Here is a 19528-nt window from a genome sequence, read left to right as displayed (position 1 = left end):
CAGGGGAGTTGTGAGCAGGAAGCTACGCTCCGGTCGTTCCCCGGTCACCAACGGGCCCCACGGCGAAGGCCGGTGAGCAGATACGCGCAGAGCAGGGCCGACAGCGACAACGTCAGCGCGGCACCGACCGGTTGTGCGACAAGCCGAACTGTGGCCATCACCCAGCGGTCGACCTCGCGGGGCCATGCCACCCATGCCAGCTCACGCATTCTGTCCGGGAGTCCGGCGATCGAACGTGCGGACGGGCCGGCAAGCGCCTTCTGGGCCAGCGGGCCCAACAGGGCTGGTACGGCGATGACCGCGGCCACTCCGGCGGCCGTGCGCCGGAAGACCCCGGTCGCCAGCAGCCCCGCCCAGCCACAGCCCACCGCCAGTCCGGCCCAACCGGCTCCCAGGGCAAGCCAGTTGGACGGCACGGGCACGGCATCGGCGCCGTACACGAGGCGCAGGGCCTCGTAGTCGGCGATCACCACGAGCAACGCGAGCAGCAGTCCGGCGCCCCCGGTCACGGCGAGCTTCGCCAGAAGCAGCCCGAGCCGCCGGGGAACGGTGCCCAGTGCCCCGGCGAGCGCGGGATAACGGAACTCGTCACCGAAGGAGAACGCTCCGATGAGCCCCGCCCCGAGGGCCGTGGGCGGCAGGGGAAGGATTCCGGGCCAGCCCGCGAGCAGTGCGGGAACCGAGGTCCTGCCGGTACGGGCGAGAGGCACGGCGAGGGCCAGGGACACGACGAGGACGGCGGCCGCGATCAGGGGCGTGAGGCGGACTCCGAACATGCGGCGGAGTTCGTAACGCACCGGTCGGAGCGGGCTGCGGACCGGCTGCGACAGCAGCGGCGGCGGAAGCCGTTCCGGGTCGAGCGCCACCGGTTCGTGTACCGCCGGGCCGGGCTGCCGGGGCCCGGCGACGGGGCCCGGCACCGGGCCCGCGTCTCCGATCTCGTCGGCGAGCTGGTGGACAAGGACGCCGTGCCGGAAAGCCGTCTCGCCGACCTCGGGGCAGCTGCTTCCGTAGACGCTGAGCCTGCTGCCCGCCTCGGACACGACTTCGACGGAGCGCCGGTCGACGCGGGCCTCACGGCTGAGCGCTTCGGCAAGGCGGGCGGCGTGCGGTGTCCTGACGGCGACCCGGGGACGGAGCCGGGTACGGGCGAAGGAGAGGGTGTCCTGGTCCGCGACGAGGCGGCCCTCGTCGATGGTGACTACCCGATCGGCGGTGCGTGCGGCTTCCTTGGGGTCGCCGGTCGTGTACAGGACGGTGCCGCCCTTGGCGGCGTGGGCGCGCAGCAGGCCGAACAGCCAGTCGCTCTCACGTGGCGAAAGGCCCGCGGACGGCGCGTCGAGCAGGAGAGTGTGCGGATCGCCCAACAATGCCGAGGCAAGCCCGAGTCTGCGGTCCATACCGACCGGGAGGGTGCCGAGGCGTTGCCCGGACAGACCGCCGAGACCGACGACTTCGAGGAGTTCGTCGGCGCGCGAGGCGGGAACGCCGGCCGCGGCGCAGAGCATCCGGAGCTGGCCCCGCGCGGTGCGTGCCGGGTGGCCTGGCACATCCCCGAGGAGTACGCCGATCTCGCGGGCGGGATGGGCGATGCGGTGCAGCGGGCGGCCACGGAAGTATGTGATCCCCCGGCCGGATTCGAGTTCGAGCATCAGCCGCAGCGCGGTGGTCTTTCCCGCTCCGGGGGCACCGAGCAGCGCCGTGACCGAGCCCGACCGGGCTTCGAAGGTCAGATCGTCCACGGCGGGTGTGAGGTCTCGACGGGGGGCGCTGGTCAGTCCGATGGCCTGGAGCATCGCTTCTCTCGCGGGGAGGTGAGACCGCTCGGCGGCAGGGCGGGTACCGCAGCAAGATAACGCGACATGTCCGACTTGTGGCGCAGGGTGGCTGACTGGGTGTCTGACGTCGGGACACCGGGAAACCCGGGCACCGTCGAAGCAGGATCCTGCGGAAACCGGCCACTGCGGGCTCCGCGGCGGACCTCATGGCAGCCCCGGACCGGGACGTCGCCTCCCCGGGCGCCGCCTTACGCCCCATCAGATCTCACGGCCCATCAGGCCAGGTGGAAGGCTCCGCTCTGAGGTGGCGTCAGGCCTCGGGGCGCAGCATCGGCGGATTGAGAACGGTCGCTCCGCCGGCCCGGAAAAGCTGGGCCGGACGGCCTCCCTGCCGGGTGGTCGTTCCACCTGACGGCACCAGGAACCCCGGAGTTCCCGTCACCTTGCGGTGGAAGTTGCGGGGATCGAGCGCCACGCCCCACACCGCCTCGTAGACCCTGCGCAGCTCCCCCACGGTGAACTCGGACGGGCAGAACGCCGTGGCGAGCGAGGAGTACTCAATCTTGGAACGGGCCCGCTCCACGCCGTCGGCCAGGATCCGCCCGTGATCGAAGGCGAGCTGGGCGGGGTGCTCGTCCTCGCGGGCGAAACCACTCTCCTGGTTGAGCAGGGTTTCGACCGGGGCCCAGCGCGCACTGTTGGCGTCACCGCCGGCGCGCGGTGCCGGAAGATCGGGCGAGAGCGCCAGATGGGCCACGCTGACCACTCGCATCCTGGGGTCCCGTCCGGGTGCCCCATAGGTCGCGAGCTGTTCGAGATGGGCCGCGTTCCCGGGCGTGGGGGAGGCCGGATCGTGCGCGCAGAGCCCGGTCTCCTCGACGAGTTCACGTGCCGCCGCGACCGCGAGATCCTCGTCGCCCCGCACAAAGCCGCCGGGCAGTGCCCACCGGCCCTGGTACGGCGGCTCCCCGCGCCGTACGACCAGCGCGCAGAGCGCGTGACCGCGCACGGTGAGCACGACCAGATCGACGGTGACAGCGAAAGGCGGGTAGGCCGACGGGTCGTAGGGCGACATGCCGCGATCATAGTCGTCTGCCTGACGATAAACACTCCTTCCAACATCATCGCTCCCTTCTTCCGCGCCGTCTCCGCGATCGCCGTGCTCCGGCCTCCCACCGCGCGGGGAGCACACCGGCGCCCGGAACGCACGGCGCACCGGGGCAGCCCGCCGGCCAGTGGTGCCCGCACGGCTGCGCCACCCCCGTCCACCCCCGGGCGAGCTGCCGGGGCGGGGCCGTCATCGCCCGCTCCTCGTACCTCGCCGCCCACCGCGGCGGTCGCCGCGGCCACGCGCCGCCGCCGGGTCGGGGCGAGACGCCGGGGCCTCCGGGGCCTTTGGCGCGGCGGCCTGCCGCGGGGCGCGGGGCTTGGGCCGGCGCCTCGTCCCCCGCGCACCGGGACGGGTGCGCGTACCGCGCTCGTCGCGCAGACAGCGGCGCAGCGCCTCGGGGTCGAGCCCTTCGTTGCATGCCTGATGCAGCAGTTGAGCGAAGACATAGTGAGGGTCGAGCCGTAGGGCGAGCCCGAGGGCGACACGGGCGCCGGGCTCGTCACCGGTGGACCAGGCGACCCAGCCCGCCAGGGTCAGCGGAGCGGTCGCGTGCTCGGCGTACGGACCGACACAACGGCGGGACAGCGCGCGCCAGAGCCTCAACGCGGAGAGCGCCTCGGGGCCCTCCATCCACTCCGCGGCCCGGTCCCGGGTCTCCCGGTCCTGCAGTCCGACGATGACGGCGGCCGCCTCCTCGTGGGTGATGAGGCGGTCGTCCTCGGTGTCCGGGTCGCCCCGGCCAACACGCGGAGTCCCGTCGAGTCGTTTCATCAGCCCGCGCGCCAGTCGCAGAGTCTCTTCTCCGACCTGTTCACGGCTGCCCCCGACAATGATTCTGGGCACAAGGGCGGCGCCGGCTTCGTCCAGCGCACGCTCCTGCTCCTTGGCGGCCGGGGTCCGCCAGGGCTCCAGGCGGGCCTCCATCTCCTTCAGCGATCCCCGCAGCCGGACTCCGGCGTAGGCGGCTGCCGCGGCCATCACCGAGGTGCCGGGCAGCGCCAGCCCCGTACCCTCGGGCGGACAGCAGCGGACATCGGGACAGCAGTAGGACCAGAAGCGGCCGTCGGAGAGACAGAGCGCTTCGTACACGGGCACATCGAGAGCTCCGCACGCGGTGCGGAGCCGCTGCGCCAAGGGGCGTAGCCGCTCCATCACCTGACGGCCCGTCTCACCGGCCGCCGGATCCTGGCAGAGGAAGACGACGATGCCTTCGGGGCGGGAGCCACGCCGCTCACTCCCCTCGATCAGGCATTCGGCCAGTTACTCGGCGACCGGCGGCCATTCCTTCGGGGAGCGCGGAATGCCCAGCCTGAGTCTCCCGCCGAAGCGTCCGCGATCACCGTGGAGAGCCACCATGACGACGGAGTCAGTGGGGTGGAAACCCAGCAAATACGGGACGGCGTCGGCGAGTTCCGCAGGACTGCGCAGGGTGATCTGCTGAGCGTCGGCGGGACGGGTGTGGTCGCGGTGCTTGTTCTCGGGCTGCTTGGTCATGGCACGACCGTCCCGCAGCGAGCCGGATCCCGCGACCCCTGTGGATAACGTTATCCACAGGCTGCTGACCGCGGTCGCGGTCTGTCCGATCCATCGGGTTGCATGGGGCCATGACCCACACAGATCGCACAGCTCTCAGCCCCGGCCGACTCCGTACGCGCATGCCTCGTCGGCGCTGCCGCGCCTCTTTAGACGGGGAAGCCCACCTTGGTCAGCTCTTCCGAGATCTTCCACAGCCGGTCCTGCGCCGCCTTGTCGTAGGACTGAGCGTTGGACCGCACTACTTTCGGGTGTCCCGTGCTCTCCAGAAAACCGCTGGGCCCGTAGTACTGCCCGCCCTCCACGCCGGGATCGGTCGCCGCGCGCAGAATCGGCCACGCACCGCGGTCGGCGCCCTGAATGAGCAGGGGCCGCACAAGACCGGCGAACAGGGCCCGTCCAATGGGGCCGCGCTCGGCGGTGCCGCGCCGGGATCCCCCGGTGTCCGCGCCGCCGGGGTGAGCGGCCACCGCGATTGTCCGAGCGCCCTGCGCAAGCCTGCGCTGCAGCTCGTACGTGAACATCAGATTGGCTCGCTTGGAGTGCCCGTAGGCCGCGGTGGGACTGTAGGCACGTGTCGTCCAGTTGATGTCACTCAGGTCCATGGGCCCGCCCTGGCGGTGCCCCATGCTGCTCACGGTGACAACCCGGGATCCCGGCACGTCGATCATCCGATCCAGCAGGAGACCGGTGAGCGCGAAGTGACCGAGGTGGTTGGTGCCGAGCTGCGCCTCGAACCCGTCGGCGGTGCGCTGAAGCTGTTTGGCGAACATGATTCCGGCGTTGTTGATCAGCAGATCGATACGGAAGTCGGCGGCTCGAAGTGCCTCCGCCGCCGCGCGTATGGACGCCAGGGAGGAAAGATCGAGGCTCTGCACGGTGATCCGGGCTCCGGGCACAGCCTGGACGATCCGTTCCTTGGCCTGTGCGCCCTTGGCCGCGTCACGCACGGCGAGTACGACGCGTGCGCCCCGCCGCGCCAGTACGAGTGCGGTTTCGAAGCCGATGCCCGTGTTGGCACCTGTGATCACAGCGGTACGGCCGCTCTGGTCGGGGACGTGCTGGGCGGTCCACTGTTTGTCCGTGCGTGTGGGCATGATTCCTCCGGTCCACTGATCGGGCACGCGCGACAGGCCACGACTGCCGACCAGCCCCTTGGTGAACGACATTCACCTCTGGTGAATAGTGTTAACCTAGAGGCCGTGCCGCTGTCAAACGGCACCCAGGGGGGCGTCACAGGGACCGAAGTCTGGCCGGCTTCGGGGCAGGGCGGAGCGAGGGCGAGTGGCTCAGCCCGCCGCGGCGAGCACCAGGGGAAGGACCTGTTCGGCGCCCGCCCGGCGGAGCAGCCGGGCGGCGACCGCGAGGGTCCAGCCGGAGTCGGTGGAGTCGTCCACGAGCAGGACGGGTCCAGGAGAGCTGGTCAGCCCACCGGCCAGCTCCTCGGGGACGGCGAAGGCGCCGGACAGCGCCCTGACGCGTTGGGCGGAGTTGCTGCGGCGTACGGCGTGTGCGCCGCTCGGCCCGGTGTATGCGAGGGCGCCCAGAAAGGGGAGGCGGCCGATGGCCGCGATTCCCTCGGCGAGAGAGCCGACCAGTTGCGGCCGGGCCAGGGACGGTACGGCGACGACTCCCACCGGCCGGGCGGCGGCGTCCGGGACATGCGCCGCCCAGCCGCCCGGAGAGCGCGCCCAGTCGGCGAGGACCGCCACCGCCGCCCGCAGGACGTCGTCGGGCACCGGCCCGTCGGGCGCGTTCTCAGCCAGCAGCGGGCGCAGCCGGTTGCCCCAGCCGATGTCCGAGAGCCGTCCCAGGGCACGCCCGGTGGAACACTGTTCCTTGGCCGGGATGCGCCCCTTGAGGTCGATACCGAGGGCGGGCATGCCCGTCGGCCACATCCGGCGCGGCTCAACCTCCACCCCGGGCCGGTCCAGCTCCTTCGTGGCGCCGGTCAGCGTCTCCGCCGAGACAGTGGGATCGGCCCAGGATCCCGCGCAGTTGTCGCAACGGCCGCACGGGGCCGCACCCTCGTCGTCGAGCTGCCGGCGCAGGAACTCCATCCGGCACTGGGAGGTGCTCACGTAATCACGCATGGCCTGCTGCTCGGCCGCCCGCTGCCGGGCCACCCACGCATAGCGCTCAGCCTCGTACACCCACTCGGCGCCTGTCGCCGTCCAGCCGCCCTTCACGCGCTTGACGGCGCCGTCGACATCCAGCACCTTCAGCATCGACTCCAGCCGGCTGCGCCGAAGGTCCACCGCCGCCTCCAGAGCGGGGACGGACAGGGGCCGTCCCGCGTCGGCGAGCGCCGAGAGGGTCTGGCGGACCTGCGCCTCGGGCGGGAAGGCCGTATCGGCGAAGTAACGCCAGATGGCCTCGTCCTCCTTGCCCGGCAGCAGCAGCACATCGGCGTGGGCCACACCGCGTCCCGCACGGCCCACCTGCTGGTAGTAGGCGATCGGCGAGGACGGCGAGCCGAGATGGACCACAAAGCCCAGGTCCGGCTTGTCGAAGCCCATCCCCAGCGCCGACGTCGCGACCAGCGCCTTGACCCGGTTCTCCTGCAGGTCGACCTCGGCCTGCAGTCGGTCGGCGTTCTCCGTGCGCCCCGTGTAGGAGGCCACCCGGAAGCCGCGCTGCCGCAGAAAGGCGGTGGCCTCCTCGGCCGCGGCGACGGTGAGGGTGTAAATGATCCCGGAGCCCGTCAGCTCGTCCAGATGCTCGGCGAGCCAGGCCAGACGGTGCGCCGCGTCGGGCAGTTTGACCACACCCAGCCGCAGGCTCTCCCTCTCCAGCGGGCCGCGCAGCACCAGGGCCTCGCCGGCTCCGGTGCCCAGTTGCTCGGCCACATCCGCGGTGACCCGGGCATTGGCGGTCGCGGTGGTGGCCAGCACCGGCACGCCGGGGGCGAGCTCGGCGAGCATCGCCCGCAACCGGCGGTAGTCGGGCCGGAAGTCGTGTCCCCAGTCGGAAATACAGTGCGCCTCGTCGACCACCAGCAGACCGGTCGTGGCCGCGAGCTTGGGCAGCACCTGATCGCGGAAATCCACGGAATTGAGCCGTTCGGGACTTACGAGAAGGACATCGGTCTCGCCGCGCTCGACCTCCTCGTAGATGGCGTCCCACTCCTCAGGATTGGCCGAGTTGATGGTGCGCGCCCGGATGCCGGCCCGCGCCGCCGATTCCACCTGGTTGCGCATCAGCGCCAGCAGCGGCGAGACGATCACCGTGGGGCCGGAGCCACGCCGCCGCAGCAGCGCTGTGGCGACGAAGTACACCGCCGACTTGCCCCAGCCGGTGCGCTGCACCACCAGCGCGCGTCGGCGCTCCTCCACCAGGGCCGCCACCGCCTGCCACTGGTCCTCCCGCAGCCGCGCCGAACCCTCCGGGGCACCGACGAGCTCAGCGAGGATGGCATCGGCTTCAGTGCGGAGCTCCAGGTTGTCCATGCCCCCATGCAACCCGATGGCAAGGACAATCGGCCACCTCACCCCGCGTGACGGTGTGCGCACGCGCCCGCACTCCCCCTCGGGGGCGGTCGGCACGAAACATCTCCGCCGCGGTCGGTCTCCGACCCGCTTTCGCAGGTCAGGTATCCATACACGCCGTGAACCACACAGGCGCGCGGTTCACGGACAACATGGCCGCCGGCGCGCGACGCCAGGAAGGGCGAGCCGGGCGGCCGGGGTGAGCGCGGAGCCCTCGCGGTGATGACACGGCTGTCCGCGGAGCGGCGACACAGAGGACATTTCCGCTGGTCCTTGCCGTTCAGGCATGCCAGGAGGCATCAGGTGCCGTCCTAGTGGGCAGGGATATGACAGTCATTCCACCGCATTCCCGTCAGCGATGCCAATTGCTCGTTGCCGCACGCCCATACGCCAGAGAGAATTGGAACTGCCCCCCGCACGGCCCGATCGCGGTCCGCAAGGGCTGTGTCGCGGTGCATCCCACCCGACCCCGCCCGCTCTGTGGGCGCGTATGCGAAGGGAGGAACGTGACCTTCGGATTCGCTCCGTCCGCAGCCACTTCGATCACCACACCGGCCGATTCCGTCAGCCGCCTCGCCCGGATGCTGGAACCAGCCGAATGGGCAGCGGCGGGGATACCGCTGCTGCGCGATCCCCGGGAAGTCGTCAGCGGTCTGCACAGCCGCCACCGGCCGACTCCCTCGACCGCCGTCGTGGCCGTCCTCGACCATGAGGAACGGCTCGCCGCCAGCGCCTCCTTCGTCCCCCGCGCCGCATCGGTGGACGGCTGGGAGTTCCGTAACGCCCTCCTGGCCCATCTCCGCCGGGTCATCCCGCACGATCTCCGCCGCCGTACGCCCGTACGCACCGCCGTGCTGCTCTACTGCCGCGAGGGTGACGAGCGCTGGACGGAGGTGGACGGGGCCTGGATGTGGGGACTCCGGGACGCCTGCACCCTGCACGGGCTGCGGTGCGGCGCGTACATCACACTGACGCGCGGCGGCTGGCAGGTGCTGGGCGAGGGCCGTGGGGGCCGTCGGCCCAACTCCGAGTCCCCGCCCGCCGATCTGGCGGAGACGACGGCCGATCCGCAACCGTCACCGCTGCGCAGCGGCGGCGGCGCGGTGGAAGCGCTGCGGCGTACCGCCGCTCGCTGAACGGCCGCCGCGCACACGTACGCCACAGCGGCCCGGCCGCCCCCGCACGGGCAGCCGGGTCACCACCGGGACGTACGACGTGCGACCGCGGCGGCGCACCAGGCGTCGTACGGTTCAGACGCCCGCGCCGAGCACGGCGTTGATCCGCTCGGCGTCACCACACACAACAAGCAGGGCGGAGGCCCGTTCCCGGGCCAGGGGCAGCACCCGGGCAGCGGCGTCCGCACCGCCGCCGTTCACAGCCACGACCACAACGGGCCGGGACTGCGCGCGGGCGACAGATCCGGCGTCGGCGAAGAACACGTCCTCGCGGGCGTCGTGCTGAGCCCAGTACGCGGTTTCCCCGAAGGACAGTTCATGCGTCGCCCACGGGTGTTGCTCACCGGTGGTGAGCACCAGGATGTCGCCCGGTGCCCGGCCGGACTCGAGCAGCAGGTCGACTGTCTCCTCGGCAGCGTCCAGCGCTCCGTCCACCGGGGCGGGGACCAACTGGATCTGGGGTGCCGACGGCGTGGCCCCGGGCTTCTGCGGCTGCCCGGCCGAGCTGTGCGAGCGCTGCGCCGGCGGCGCGGGCCTCGCGGGACCGGGCCCCGGACGTCCGGGACGCGGTGTGGACGCGGAGCGCGGCCCGGGCACGGGACGCGGACCGGGTACAGGACGGGGGGTCGGCGCGGTACGGCCGGTGGCCGGAGTAGCGCTGGGACCCTGGGCTCTCTCGTGAATCTGAGGCTCCTGGGGGATGAGAGGCATGACTGGATGTCTATCAAACACCGATGCGAAATACATCGGCGGGTTGGTGCATTTGTACCCATCCCTGAGGCCGGGAGGCGCACAGGCCGGAGGGTTCACCGGAAGTTTCAGAAATCGAAGCCGAGTTGGCCCCCGTTTTCCATCGCGACGGCCTCCGCGGAGACTCGGACCTTCTTGAGGTGCCGCCACCGGGGCAGTGCGTCGAGATACGACCACGAGAGCCGGTGGTGCGGTGTCGGCCCCCACTCCTCCAGCGCCGCCTTGTGCACCGGCGAGGGATAGCCGGCGTTGGCACCGAAGGCGAACGGGACGCACACCTCGGTCGCCGCGCCCAGTTCGGCCATCATCGCGTCCCTGCGAACCTTGGCGAGTACCGAGGCCGCCGCCACCGAGACACAGGACTGATCGCCCTTGATGACCGTGCGCACCTGCCAGGGCCCTCCCAGATAATCGTGCTTGCCGTCGAGAATCACGGCGTCGGGCCGCACCGGCAGCGCCTCCAGGGCGCGTACGGCGGCGAGCCTGAGCGACGCGGTCATCCCGAGGGCGTCGATCTCCTCCGGGGACGCGTGCCCGAGGGCGTGCGAGGTGACCCACTCCGACAGCTCACCGGCCAGCTCCGTACGGCGCTTGGGGCTGAGCAGTTTGGAGTCGGTGAGGCCGACCGGGGGTCTGCGCAGGCCGGTTATGGCCGCGCATACCGTGACCGGTCCGGCCCACGCTCCGCGTCCGACTTCGTCGACGCCAGCGATGATCCTGGCGCCGGTGGTCGCGCGGAGCGAGCGCTCGACGGTGTGCGTGGGTGGTTCATACGGCATGGCGCCAGCAAGATTACGCCGACCGGGCGCCACGCGACAGACCGGGTACCGCCCCTCCCGCACCGCGGCGTCCGGCCGGGCCTCCGCGTATGGGCTCAGCCGGTGCGCGGGCGCAGCAGAGGCACCACGACCTGATCGATCACCATCGCGATCTCGTCGTCGCTCCAGTCGCTCGCGCACACCTTGGAGCGGTACATCATCAGGGCCGGAATCACGTCGAAGAGCAGCTCACCGGTGGCGTCCGGGCGTACGTCACCACGGCGGACCCCTCTGCTCACGACCTCTCCGAAGAGCCGCCTGGACGGTTCGATGACCCCGCTGAGGATCAGTTCGTGGAACCGCTCGGCGGTCAGCGAATCGCATTCATGCAGGACCGCCCTGAGCGCGAAGCCGGGCCGCGAGTACATCGCGTCCCTCATCAGCTTGCACAGGTGGTGCAGGTCCTCCCGGACGCTCCCTCGATCGGGCGCCTCGCCGAGCGCCGGCAGTCCGGCCCGCAGGGCGTCCTCGACGAGTTCCTCCTTGGACGGCCAGCGGCGGTAGACCGCGGCCTTGCCGGTCTGGGCCGCGGCGGCGACGCCTTCCATCGTCAGGCCGTTCCAGCCGACCGTACTCAACTGCTCCAGCGCGGCGTCGAGGATCGCCCGTTCCAGCACGGGCCCGCGGCGGCGCAACTGCACCGGCTGCGACCGAGCGGTGGCCGCAGAGCGCGAAGAAACCATCAGTAACTCTCCATCGGGGGGCGAAACTCCGAGCGGCAGCCTCAGTGAACGCTTGCGTTCACTGACGGGGAATCACTACCGTAGACGAGACAGTGAACGGATGCGTTCACTAATTCACTTGTGGGGGATTCAACAGTGACAACCTCTCAACTCGACACACATGGCGGGCAACCGGGCGCGGCCCGGCGGAGCGGGCGCCCGGGGATCGCCCTCGCCGTTATCGCGGCCTGTCAGCTCATGGTCGTACTCGACGCGACGATTGTGAACATCGCCCTTCCGCATATCCAGAACGCGCTCAGCTTCTCGACGACCGACCTCTCCTGGGTCCTGAGTGCCTACACGCTCACCTTCGGCGGTCTGCTGCTGCTCGGCGGCCGGGCCGGCGACATCCTGGGCCGCCGCCGGGTCTTCATGGCGGGCATCCTGCTCTTCACCCTGGCGTCCCTGCTGGGCGGTTTCGCCCAGGAGCCCTGGCAGCTCCTCGCCGCCCGTGCGCTCCAGGGCGTCGGCGGCGCGATCGCGTCACCCACCTCGCTCGCCCTGATCACCACCACGTTCCCCGAGGGGCCCGAACGGAACAGGGCCTTCGGAGTCTTCGCCGCCGTCTCGGCGGGCGGCGGTGCCATCGGCCTGCTGGCGGGCGGAATGCTCACCGAATGGCTCGACTGGCGCTGGGTGTTCTTCGTCAACGTACCCATCGGTGTCCTGATCGCGGTTCTCGCGCCGATGTACATCAACGAGTCCCGGCGGCACCCGGGACGCTTCGACATATCGGGCGCCGCCACCTCCACACTCGGTATGGCGTCACTCGTGTACGGATTCATCCGCGCCTCCGAGGAGGGCTGGCGGGACTCGCTCACCATCGGCTCGTTCGTCGCCGCGGTGGTACTGCTCGCCATGTTCGCGCTGATCGAGTCGCGGGCCAGGGAACCCATCACCCCGCTCAGGATGTTCGCCGACCGGAACCGCTCGGGCACATACGTCATCATGCTGAGCCTCTCCGCCGCGATGTTCGGGATGTTCTTCTTCATCGTGCTGTTCGTGCAGAACGTCCTCGGGTACAGCCCGATCACATCCGGTCTGGCGTTTATGCCCGTGACGGTCGCGATCATCGTGGGAGCGGGTCTTTCGCAGCGGTTCCTGCCGGTCCTCGGCCCCAAGCCGTTCATGGTGACCGGCTCGGTCATCACCGGTCTGGGGCTGTTCTGGCTGACTCTCATCGGGCCCGAAAGCTCGTATCTCGGCGGGGTGCTCGGCCCGCTGACCCTCTTCGGCTTCGGCATGGGGCTGAACTTCGTGACCCTCACCCTGACGGCCGTCTCCGGGGTCGCCCAGCACGAGGCGGGCGCGGCCTCCGGCCTGCTCAACGCGAGCCAGCAGGTGGGCGGTTCGCTGGGGCTGTCGATCCTGGTCACCGTATTCGGTACGGCGAGCCGCGACGAGGCGGAGAAACAACTGCCGTCCTTCATGGCTGAGGCGAGTCCCGAGCAGCGGGCACAGCTCGCCAAGACCCAGGAACTGCCCGGGCGCTGGGGACACGAAGTCCTGACACAGGGCATCTCGACCTCGTTCCTCGCAGCGGTCGCCATGGTCGCCCTCGCGCTGCTGACCGCGGCGCTGGTGATCCGGGTGCGAAAGAGCGACCTGGAGGCCCTCAGCGGCAAAGCGGAGGCGGCGGGGCCGGTGGCATAGCCCATGCCGCGCACCGCGGTGCGGCACCTTCGGGGACCGTACGAGCTGTCCGGTCACATCCTCGCGCGGGGCGTGGCCGGACGGCTCGGCCCGGGGCCCGGTCCTCCAGGGACCGTGGCGGTGGGCCCGCCGGGACCGTGACGGTCGGCGGGCGTTTTCAACGGGTCACGGCGTCCGGCAGCCATCCCGGCAACGCCTCCGTCCGTTCCAGCCACTGCCCGGGGGGTGCGCCCGCCCCCGTGACGGAGACCACTCCCCCGACGATGGCACAGTTCGTATCGACGTCACCGCCCACCTGGGCCGTCGTCCAGAAAGCCCGCTCGTAGTCACCGAGCGCACGCGCCGCCGACCAGAGGGCGAACGGCACGGTGTCGTGCGCGCTCGTCCGCCGCCCTCGCCCCAGGACCGCGGCGACGGTACCGGCGTCGTCGTAGTCGAGCATGTCCCGCGCCCTGCGCAGCCCCGCTCCCACCGCGCTGCGGGGCACCAGTGCCACGACGCCGTCGAGCAGCGCCTCCGGTGTGGGCGGCCCCGCCGGGTCCGCGGCGAGCGCGGCCGCGGCCGCCACCGCCATGGCGCCCACCACGGCCTCACGATGCTGATGCGTGGTGTACGCGGAGACCTCGGCCTGATGTGTGGCCTGTTCCGGATCATCGGCGTACCAGGCACCGAGCGGGGCGATCCGCATCGCGGCGCCATTGCCCCACGAGCCCTGACCGTCGAAGAGTCCGGCCGCCAGCTCACGCCAGTCGCCGCCCTCACGGATCAGCCGGAGCATCCGGTTCACGGCGGGACCGTAACCGCGGTCGAAATCATGACGGCGGGCGAAGGAGTGCGCCAGGGCGTCCTGGTCGATACGGCCGTGCCCGGCCAGCACCGCCAGGACCGAGGCGGCCATCTCGGTGTCGTCGGTCCACTGCCAGGGGCCCGGCGGCAGTTCTCGCCGCTTCAGCAGTGGATAGTTGGAGGGTACGAAGAACTGGGAGCCCAGGGCGTCTCCCACGGACAGCCCGAGCAGGCTGGCCAGGGCGCGGTCGAAGCGCCGGTCGGTTGTGGAGTCAGCGGTCATCGCCCTGTCACTCTATCCGGTGATTCCATACGACTCAGGGATGCGCCAGCGGTCGAAAGGCCTGTCCAGGGTGTATTTGCCGTCCGCGCCGAGTTCCAGGACGCGTATCTCTCCGTTGTTGGGATTCGACAACGATTCGAATTCCGCCACCGACCAGTGGAACCATCGCATGCAGAACAGCCGCATGGTGAGTCCATGCGTCACCAGCAGCACATTCTCCGGCGAGTCCGGCGCCTCGAAGCTCCGGTACAGCGACTCCAGGAAAGCTCCGACCCGGTCGTACACATCGGCGCCGGACTCACCCTGGGCGAAGCGGTAGAAGAAGTGCCCGTACGCGTCGCGGTAGGCCTTCTGCAGGCGTACGTCCTCCCGGTCCTGCCAGTTCCCCCAGTCCTGCTCGCGCAGCCGGGGCTCCTCCCGGATCCGGACCCGCTCCAGGTCGAGGTCGAAGGCCCGGAGGGTCTCATGGGCCCGGCGGTACGGGGACACATAGACGCTGACCTGCTCCTGGCCGAACATCTCGCGCAGCCGTGCACCGGTTGCCCCGGCCTGACGGCGCCCCGTCTCGGTGAGTCTCAGGGCGTGATCGGGCTCACGTTCGTACACCGTGTCATCGGAATTGCCTTCCGACTCGCCGTGCCGGACAAGGACAATGCGCCTCGGTCGTGCCATGCCATGACCCTAAGGGCTGTCCCGTAATCCCTGGTGGATCAGCGAGCGGCGTCGGATGCGCCGCATCGCAAGGCGGAGGAGCAGGCTCGTACGGGACGTGCGTGGCTGACTGCGACAACGCCGCGCAGCCGGCGGTCACCGCCGCGGCGGGGCCGCCGGGGAGGCCGCCGGTACCTCAGACCGTCCAGGACGGTTCCAGGTCGACGACGTCTCCCGCCAGCGCGGCCACGTCCGCGGCCGTCTGGGCGCGCAGCGTCAGCCGCTCCACGCGTTCGACCCGGTACTTTCCGTGCTCGGCCGCCGACTGCCACATCGACAGGACTATGAACTCGTGGCCCGGCGCCTCTCCGAAGAGTCCGCGCACCATCCCCGGCGATCCCGCCATCGCGGGGTTCCACACTTTCTCCTGCATCAGGGCGAAATGCTCGACCCGGTCCTCGTGCACCTTGCTGTGCGCGATACGGACCACATCGGCGTCGGTGAATCGCGGCTCGAAACCGGTCTTCACATCGAAGCGGTAGTCGAACAGCTTGACCTGCATGTCCTTGTACGAGCCGGACTGCGCGGCGGCCAGCCGGTCGTACGAGCGCGCCATGAACGAGTCGTAGAACGCGCGGCTCTCCCAGAAGGCGAAGACATGTGCCACCCCCGGCCGTGTCCTGCTCCATCCCCCGCTCTGCCCCCGGAACCCCGGCTCACCGAGCAACCCCGCCCATTTCCGCTGCCCGCGTTCGAAGCCTCGGCGGTCGATCACGGTGCAGCGAATCCACTTGACCAGCACCGCGCCATCGTACGGCGTGCGGCGTGGCAGGGGTCGTGCTCCGGTGCAGTGCGCCGCACGCTCGTCTCCCCGTATCCCGCACCGGCCAACCGGCGGTGGGACAAGGCGGGGATGCCGGTGCGGGGAGAGCCCGTCGCGCAACGCCGGTCCGGGAGCGCGCCGGCTCGACGGTGCGGCGAATATCAGCCAAGGTGGCGCCAACTGGACTGCTCCCGCCCTGGGTTGTCGGTGCCCCGGTCTAGCCTTACGGAGGAAGGCTCGGAGATCGAGCCCGGCCTGTGAAGGGGGAAGACTGGTGAGCAGCCTCAACAGAGGAGTGGCGAAGGTCGAGGTCACGCTCAAATGGGACCCCAGTCCCCTGGGCAAGTCCGCACACGACCTGGATGTCGTCGCCGCGACCTTTACATCAAACGACCCGACGGGCAAGCCCGCCTATCTGGTCCATTTCGGCAGCCGTTCGCCGGACGGCACGATCACCCTGGACCGGGAGAGCCGGACCGGACAGGGCTTCGGCTCCGACGAGGAGATGACTCTGGAGCTGGACCGGCTCGCACCCGCCTACACCCGGGTCGTCGTGGGCGTGGCCATCCAGCAGCGGGACGGGCGGCTGACGTTCGGCGACATAGTGAATCCCAGCTTCCGCGTCCTGGAGGGCTACACCGAGCTGGCGGCCTACGACTTCTCCGGAGTCGCCGCCTCCACCGCCGCGACGGTCGCGGAGTTCACCAGGGACGCCGGCTCGGGCGCATGGCGCTTCCAGGTGGCCGTCCGGGGATTCGACGCCGACCCGCAGTCGTTCGGCGCTCTGATGGGCGGCGCCTGATCCAGATCGGGGCGCCGCGCCGACGGCTCCCGTATGCGGCAACAGCCCCGAGGGGCGGTGAACCTCATCGGCTCACCGCCCCTCGGAGTGGACTACCGCGGAACGGCTCAGCTGCAGCCGCTCGTGGAACCGCATCCCTCGCAGATGTAGCAGGAGCCCGCCCGCTGCATCTTCGTACCGCAGGAGAAGCAGAGCGGCGCGTCGGCACTGATTCCGAGCTGCATTTCGACCAGTTCGGCCGAGGTGTGTGCCTCCTTGGGCGCCGGGACCGCCGCCGCGGCCACCGGGGCCGCCGAGGCCACCGATGACACAGCCTTCAGTGTCTCCGTCTGGCGCGGTGCGGACTGCGCCAGGATCTCGGTGTCCAGGTCGTCGTCACCGGTGGACGGCTCGTAGGAACCGGTGTCCAGGTGCCGCTGGCGCTCCTCGGCCGAGTGGATCCCGAGCGCCGAGCGGGTCTCGAAGGGCAGGAAGTCCAGCGCGAGACGGCGGAAGATGTAGTCGACGATCGACTGCGCCATCCGTACGTCCGGGTCGTCCGTCATCCCGGCCGGCTCGAAGCGCATGTTGGTGAACTTGGAGACATAGGTCTCCAGCGGTACGCCGTACTGCAGACCGACCGAGACGGCGATCGAGAAGGCGTCCATCATCCCCGCGAGGGTCGAACCCTGCTTGGACATCTTGAGGAAGACCTCGCCGAGACCGTCGTCGGGATAGGAATTGGCGGTCATGTAGCCCTCGGCGCCGCCCACCGTGAAGGAGGTGGTGAGGCCCGGACGGCCCTTGGGGAGGCGCTTGCGGACGGGACGGTACTCGATGACCTTCTCCACCGCCTGGCGGATGGTGTCCTCGGCCTTCTCCGTGACCTGCTCCGCGACCTTCTCTTCCTTCTTCTTCGCGGAGAGCGGCTGGCCTACCTTGCAGTTGTCGCGGTAGATCGCGAGCGCCTTGATGCCCATCTTCCAGGCCTCGAAGTAGACCTCTTCGACGTCCTCGACGGTGGCGGTCTCCGGGAGGTTCACCGTCTTGGACAGCGCTCCGGAGATCCACGGCTGGATCGCCGCCATCATCCGGACATGGCCCATGGCGGAGATGGAGCGCTCACCCATCGCGCAGTCGAAAACCTCGTAGTGCTCGGTCTTCAGGCCGGGCGCGTCGATCACATTGCCGTTCTCGGCGATGTGGGCCACGATCGCCTCGATCTGCTCCGGCTGGTATCCGAGGCGGCGCAGCGCCTGCGGGACAGTGCCGTTGACGATCTGCATGGAGCCGCCGCCGACCAGCTTCTTGAACTTGACCAGGGCGAGGTCGGGCTCCAGGCCGGTGGTGTCGCAGGACATCGCCAGCCCGATGGTGCCGGTGGGCGCGATGACCGACGCCTGGGCGTTGCGGAAGCCGTTCTTCTCGCCGAGGCGGAGAACGTCCTGCCATGCCTCCGTGGCGGCGGCCCAGATCGGGCTGTCCAGGTCGTCGACGCGGACGGCGACCGCGTTGGCGTCGGAGTGCTGCCTCATGACGCGCTTGTGGGGCTCGGCGTTACGGGCGTAGCCGTCGTACGGACCGACGACCGCGGCCAGTTCGGCGGAGCGGCGGTACGACGTGCCCGTCATCAGCGAGGTGATGGCGCCGGCCAGAGCGCGGCCGCCGTCGGAGTCGTACGCGTGGCCCGTCGCCATCAGCAGGGCGCCGAGGTTGGCGTATCCGATGCCGAGCTGCCGGAAGGCCCGGGTGTTCTCACCGATCTTCTGCGTCGGGAAGTCCGCGAAGCAGATGGAGATGTCCATCGCGGTGATGACCAGCTCGACGACCTTGGCGAAGCGCTCGGACTCGAAGGTCTGCTTGCCCTCGCCGTCCTCCTTGAGGAACTTCATGAGGTTCAGCGAGGCCAGGTTGCACGAGGTGTTGTCCAGGTGCATGTACTCACTGCACGGGTTCGAGCCGTTGATCCGGCCGGACTCGGGGCAGGTGTGCCAGCGGTTGATCGTGTCGTCGTACTGGATGCCCGGGTCGGCACAGGCCCACGCGGCCTCGGCCATCTTGCGGAAGAGGGACTTGGCCTCGACCTCTTCGATCACGTCACCGGTCATCCGGGCACGCAGCCCGAACTTGCCTCCGGCCTCGACGGCCTTCATGAACTCGTCGTTCACCCGGACCGAGTTGTTGGCGTTCTGGTACTGGACGGAGGTGATGTCGTCCCCGCCCAGGTCCATGTCGAAGCCCGCGTCGCGCAGGGCGCGGATCTTCTCCTCCTCCTTCACCTTGGTCTCGATGAAGTCCTCGATGTCGGGGTGGTCGACGTCGAGGATGACCATCTTGGCCGCGCGACGGGTCGCGCCACCGGACTTGATCGTCCCGGCGGAGGCGTCGGCGCCGCGCATGAAGGAGACCGGCCCCGAGGCATTGCCGCCGGAGGAGAGCAGTTCCTTGGAAGACCGGATCCGGGAGAGGTTCAGGCCGGCGCCGGAGCCGCCCTTGAAGATCATCCCCTCTTCCTTGTACCAGTCGAGGATCGAGTCCATGGAGTCGTCCACGGACAGGATGAAGCAGGCCGAGACCTGCTGCGGCTGGGGCGTTCCGACGTTGAACCACACCGGTGAGTTGAAGCTGAAGATCTGGTGCAGGAGGGCGTAGGCCAGTTCGTGCTCGAAGATCTCGGCGTCGGCGGGCGAGGAGAAGTAGTGGTAGTCCTCACCGGCCTTGCGGTACGTCTTGACGATTCGGTCGATGAGCTGCTTGAGCCCGGTTTCACGCTGCGGAGTGCCGACGGCTCCGCGGAAATACTTGCTGGTAACGATGTTGACCGCGTTCAGCGACCAGAAGTCGGGGAACTCGACGCCACGCTGCTCGAAATTGACCGAGCCGTCGCGCCAATTGGTCATGACGACGTCACGGCGCTCCCAGACCACCTCGTCGTACGGATGCACGCCGGGCGTGGTGTGGATTCGCTCGATACGCAGACCCTTGCTGACCCTGGTTCCCTTGGCTCGGGAGCCTCGTGCCGGGCCGCTCGTCGTCTCTGTCATGCCGCCTCCCATATACGTACAAAAACGCCCTGAAGTGCCGTGTTCTTCCCATGGCACGGGGTGTGTGTCTGATGCCTCGGATGCCCCTCGGAGCACCGCGACAGGTCTTTGTCGCCACGGAGCGGCCCAGCG

14 protein-coding genes and 1 pseudogene are annotated in these 19528 nt (G+C 69.9%); 3 read left to right on the top strand and 12 right to left on the bottom strand.

The features are described 5' to 3' along the window. Positions 1 to 44 precede the first annotated feature (44 nt). From ABZ707_RS25435 to ABZ707_RS25415, 5 genes and pseudogenes are all read right to left on the bottom strand, one after another. Positions 45 to 1796, bottom strand: coding sequence for an ABC transporter ATP-binding protein (locus ABZ707_RS25435; protein ID WP_360179206.1), 1752 nt, complete (start codon positions 1794 to 1796; stop codon positions 45 to 47). A 292-nt stretch (positions 1797 to 2088) separates the two neighbouring features. After that, entirely contained in the window at positions 2089 to 2853 is a 765-nt protein-coding gene (locus ABZ707_RS25430) for an NUDIX domain-containing protein (protein ID WP_360179204.1), read from the bottom strand. 222 nt (positions 2854 to 3075) lie between these two features. Then, positions 3076 to 4383: pseudogene (locus tag ABZ707_RS25425) on the bottom strand (DUF4192 domain-containing protein). Positions 4384 to 4571: 188 nt separating this feature from the next. Continuing rightward, positions 4572 to 5519, bottom strand: a complete 948-nt coding sequence (locus tag ABZ707_RS25420) for an oxidoreductase (protein WP_360179202.1) — start codon at positions 5517 to 5519, stop codon at positions 4572 to 4574. 192 nt (positions 5520 to 5711) lie between these two features. Next, on the bottom strand, positions 5712 to 7871 hold the full coding sequence (locus ABZ707_RS25415) for a RecQ family ATP-dependent DNA helicase (RefSeq protein ID WP_360179200.1): 2160 nt from the start codon (positions 7869 to 7871) through the stop codon (positions 5712 to 5714). 545 nt (positions 7872 to 8416) lie between these two features. Here ABZ707_RS25415 and ABZ707_RS25410 point away from each other — a divergent pair. Beyond that, positions 8417 to 9046 (top strand): hypothetical protein, encoded by a 630-nt coding sequence (locus ABZ707_RS25410; RefSeq protein ID WP_360179198.1) that lies wholly within the window; start codon positions 8417 to 8419, stop codon positions 9044 to 9046. 114 nt (positions 9047 to 9160) lie between these two features. Here ABZ707_RS25410 and ABZ707_RS25405 read toward each other — a convergent pair whose 3' ends face one another. The 3 genes from ABZ707_RS25405 to ABZ707_RS25395 form a co-directional block, all read right to left on the bottom strand. Further along, positions 9161 to 9796, bottom strand: a complete 636-nt coding sequence (locus ABZ707_RS25405) for a hypothetical protein (RefSeq protein ID WP_360179196.1) — start codon at positions 9794 to 9796, stop codon at positions 9161 to 9163. Between the two features lie 107 nt (positions 9797 to 9903). Next, positions 9904 to 10614: a ribonuclease HII gene (locus ABZ707_RS25400; protein WP_360179194.1), complete on the bottom strand. Its 711-nt coding sequence runs from the start codon at positions 10612 to 10614 to the stop codon at positions 9904 to 9906. 95 nt (positions 10615 to 10709) lie between these two features. After that, positions 10710 to 11336 (bottom strand): TetR/AcrR family transcriptional regulator, encoded by a 627-nt coding sequence (locus ABZ707_RS25395; RefSeq protein WP_360179192.1) that lies wholly within the window; start codon positions 11334 to 11336, stop codon positions 10710 to 10712. 135 nt (positions 11337 to 11471) lie between these two features. Here ABZ707_RS25395 and ABZ707_RS25390 point away from each other — a divergent pair, with 135 nt between their 5' ends. Next, positions 11472 to 13028: an MFS transporter gene (locus ABZ707_RS25390; protein ID WP_360179190.1), complete on the top strand. Its 1557-nt coding sequence runs from the start codon at positions 11472 to 11474 to the stop codon at positions 13026 to 13028. 157 nt (positions 13029 to 13185) lie between these two features. On the opposite strand, the gene ABZ707_RS25385 is transcribed toward ABZ707_RS25390, so the two are convergent. From ABZ707_RS25385 to ABZ707_RS25375, 3 genes are all read right to left on the bottom strand, one after another. Then, complete coding sequence (locus tag ABZ707_RS25385) at positions 13186 to 14097, bottom strand: ADP-ribosylglycohydrolase family protein (protein WP_360179188.1); 912 nt, start codon at positions 14095 to 14097, stop codon at positions 13186 to 13188. A gap of 12 nt (positions 14098 to 14109) precedes the next feature. After that, complete coding sequence (locus tag ABZ707_RS25380) at positions 14110 to 14769, bottom strand: histidine phosphatase family protein (protein ID WP_360179186.1); 660 nt, start codon at positions 14767 to 14769, stop codon at positions 14110 to 14112. A gap of 175 nt (positions 14770 to 14944) precedes the next feature. Then, on the bottom strand, positions 14945 to 15550 hold the full coding sequence (locus ABZ707_RS25375) for a YdbC family protein (RefSeq protein WP_360179184.1): 606 nt from the start codon (positions 15548 to 15550) through the stop codon (positions 14945 to 14947). A gap of 295 nt (positions 15551 to 15845) precedes the next feature. Between ABZ707_RS25375 and ABZ707_RS25370 the strand changes: the two genes are divergently transcribed. Further along, positions 15846 to 16373, top strand: coding sequence for a TerD family protein (locus tag ABZ707_RS25370; protein ID WP_360179182.1), 528 nt, complete (start codon positions 15846 to 15848; stop codon positions 16371 to 16373). 107 nt (positions 16374 to 16480) lie between these two features. On the opposite strand, the gene ABZ707_RS25365 is transcribed toward ABZ707_RS25370, so the two are convergent. Then, the gene (locus ABZ707_RS25365; RefSeq protein ID WP_360179180.1) at positions 16481 to 19396 is read right to left on the bottom strand and encodes a vitamin B12-dependent ribonucleotide reductase; all 2916 of its coding nucleotides are present in this window, start codon (positions 19394 to 19396) and stop codon (positions 16481 to 16483) included. Positions 19397 to 19528: the final 132 nt, after the last annotated feature.

The sequence above is a fragment of the Streptomyces sp. NPDC006923 genome (genome assembly GCF_040635655.1).
In the GTDB taxonomy this organism is placed as follows: domain Bacteria; phylum Actinomycetota; class Actinomycetes; order Streptomycetales; family Streptomycetaceae; genus Streptomyces.
Note: the sequence above shows the minus strand (reverse complement) of the source record. Positions and strands in the feature narration are given on the sequence as shown.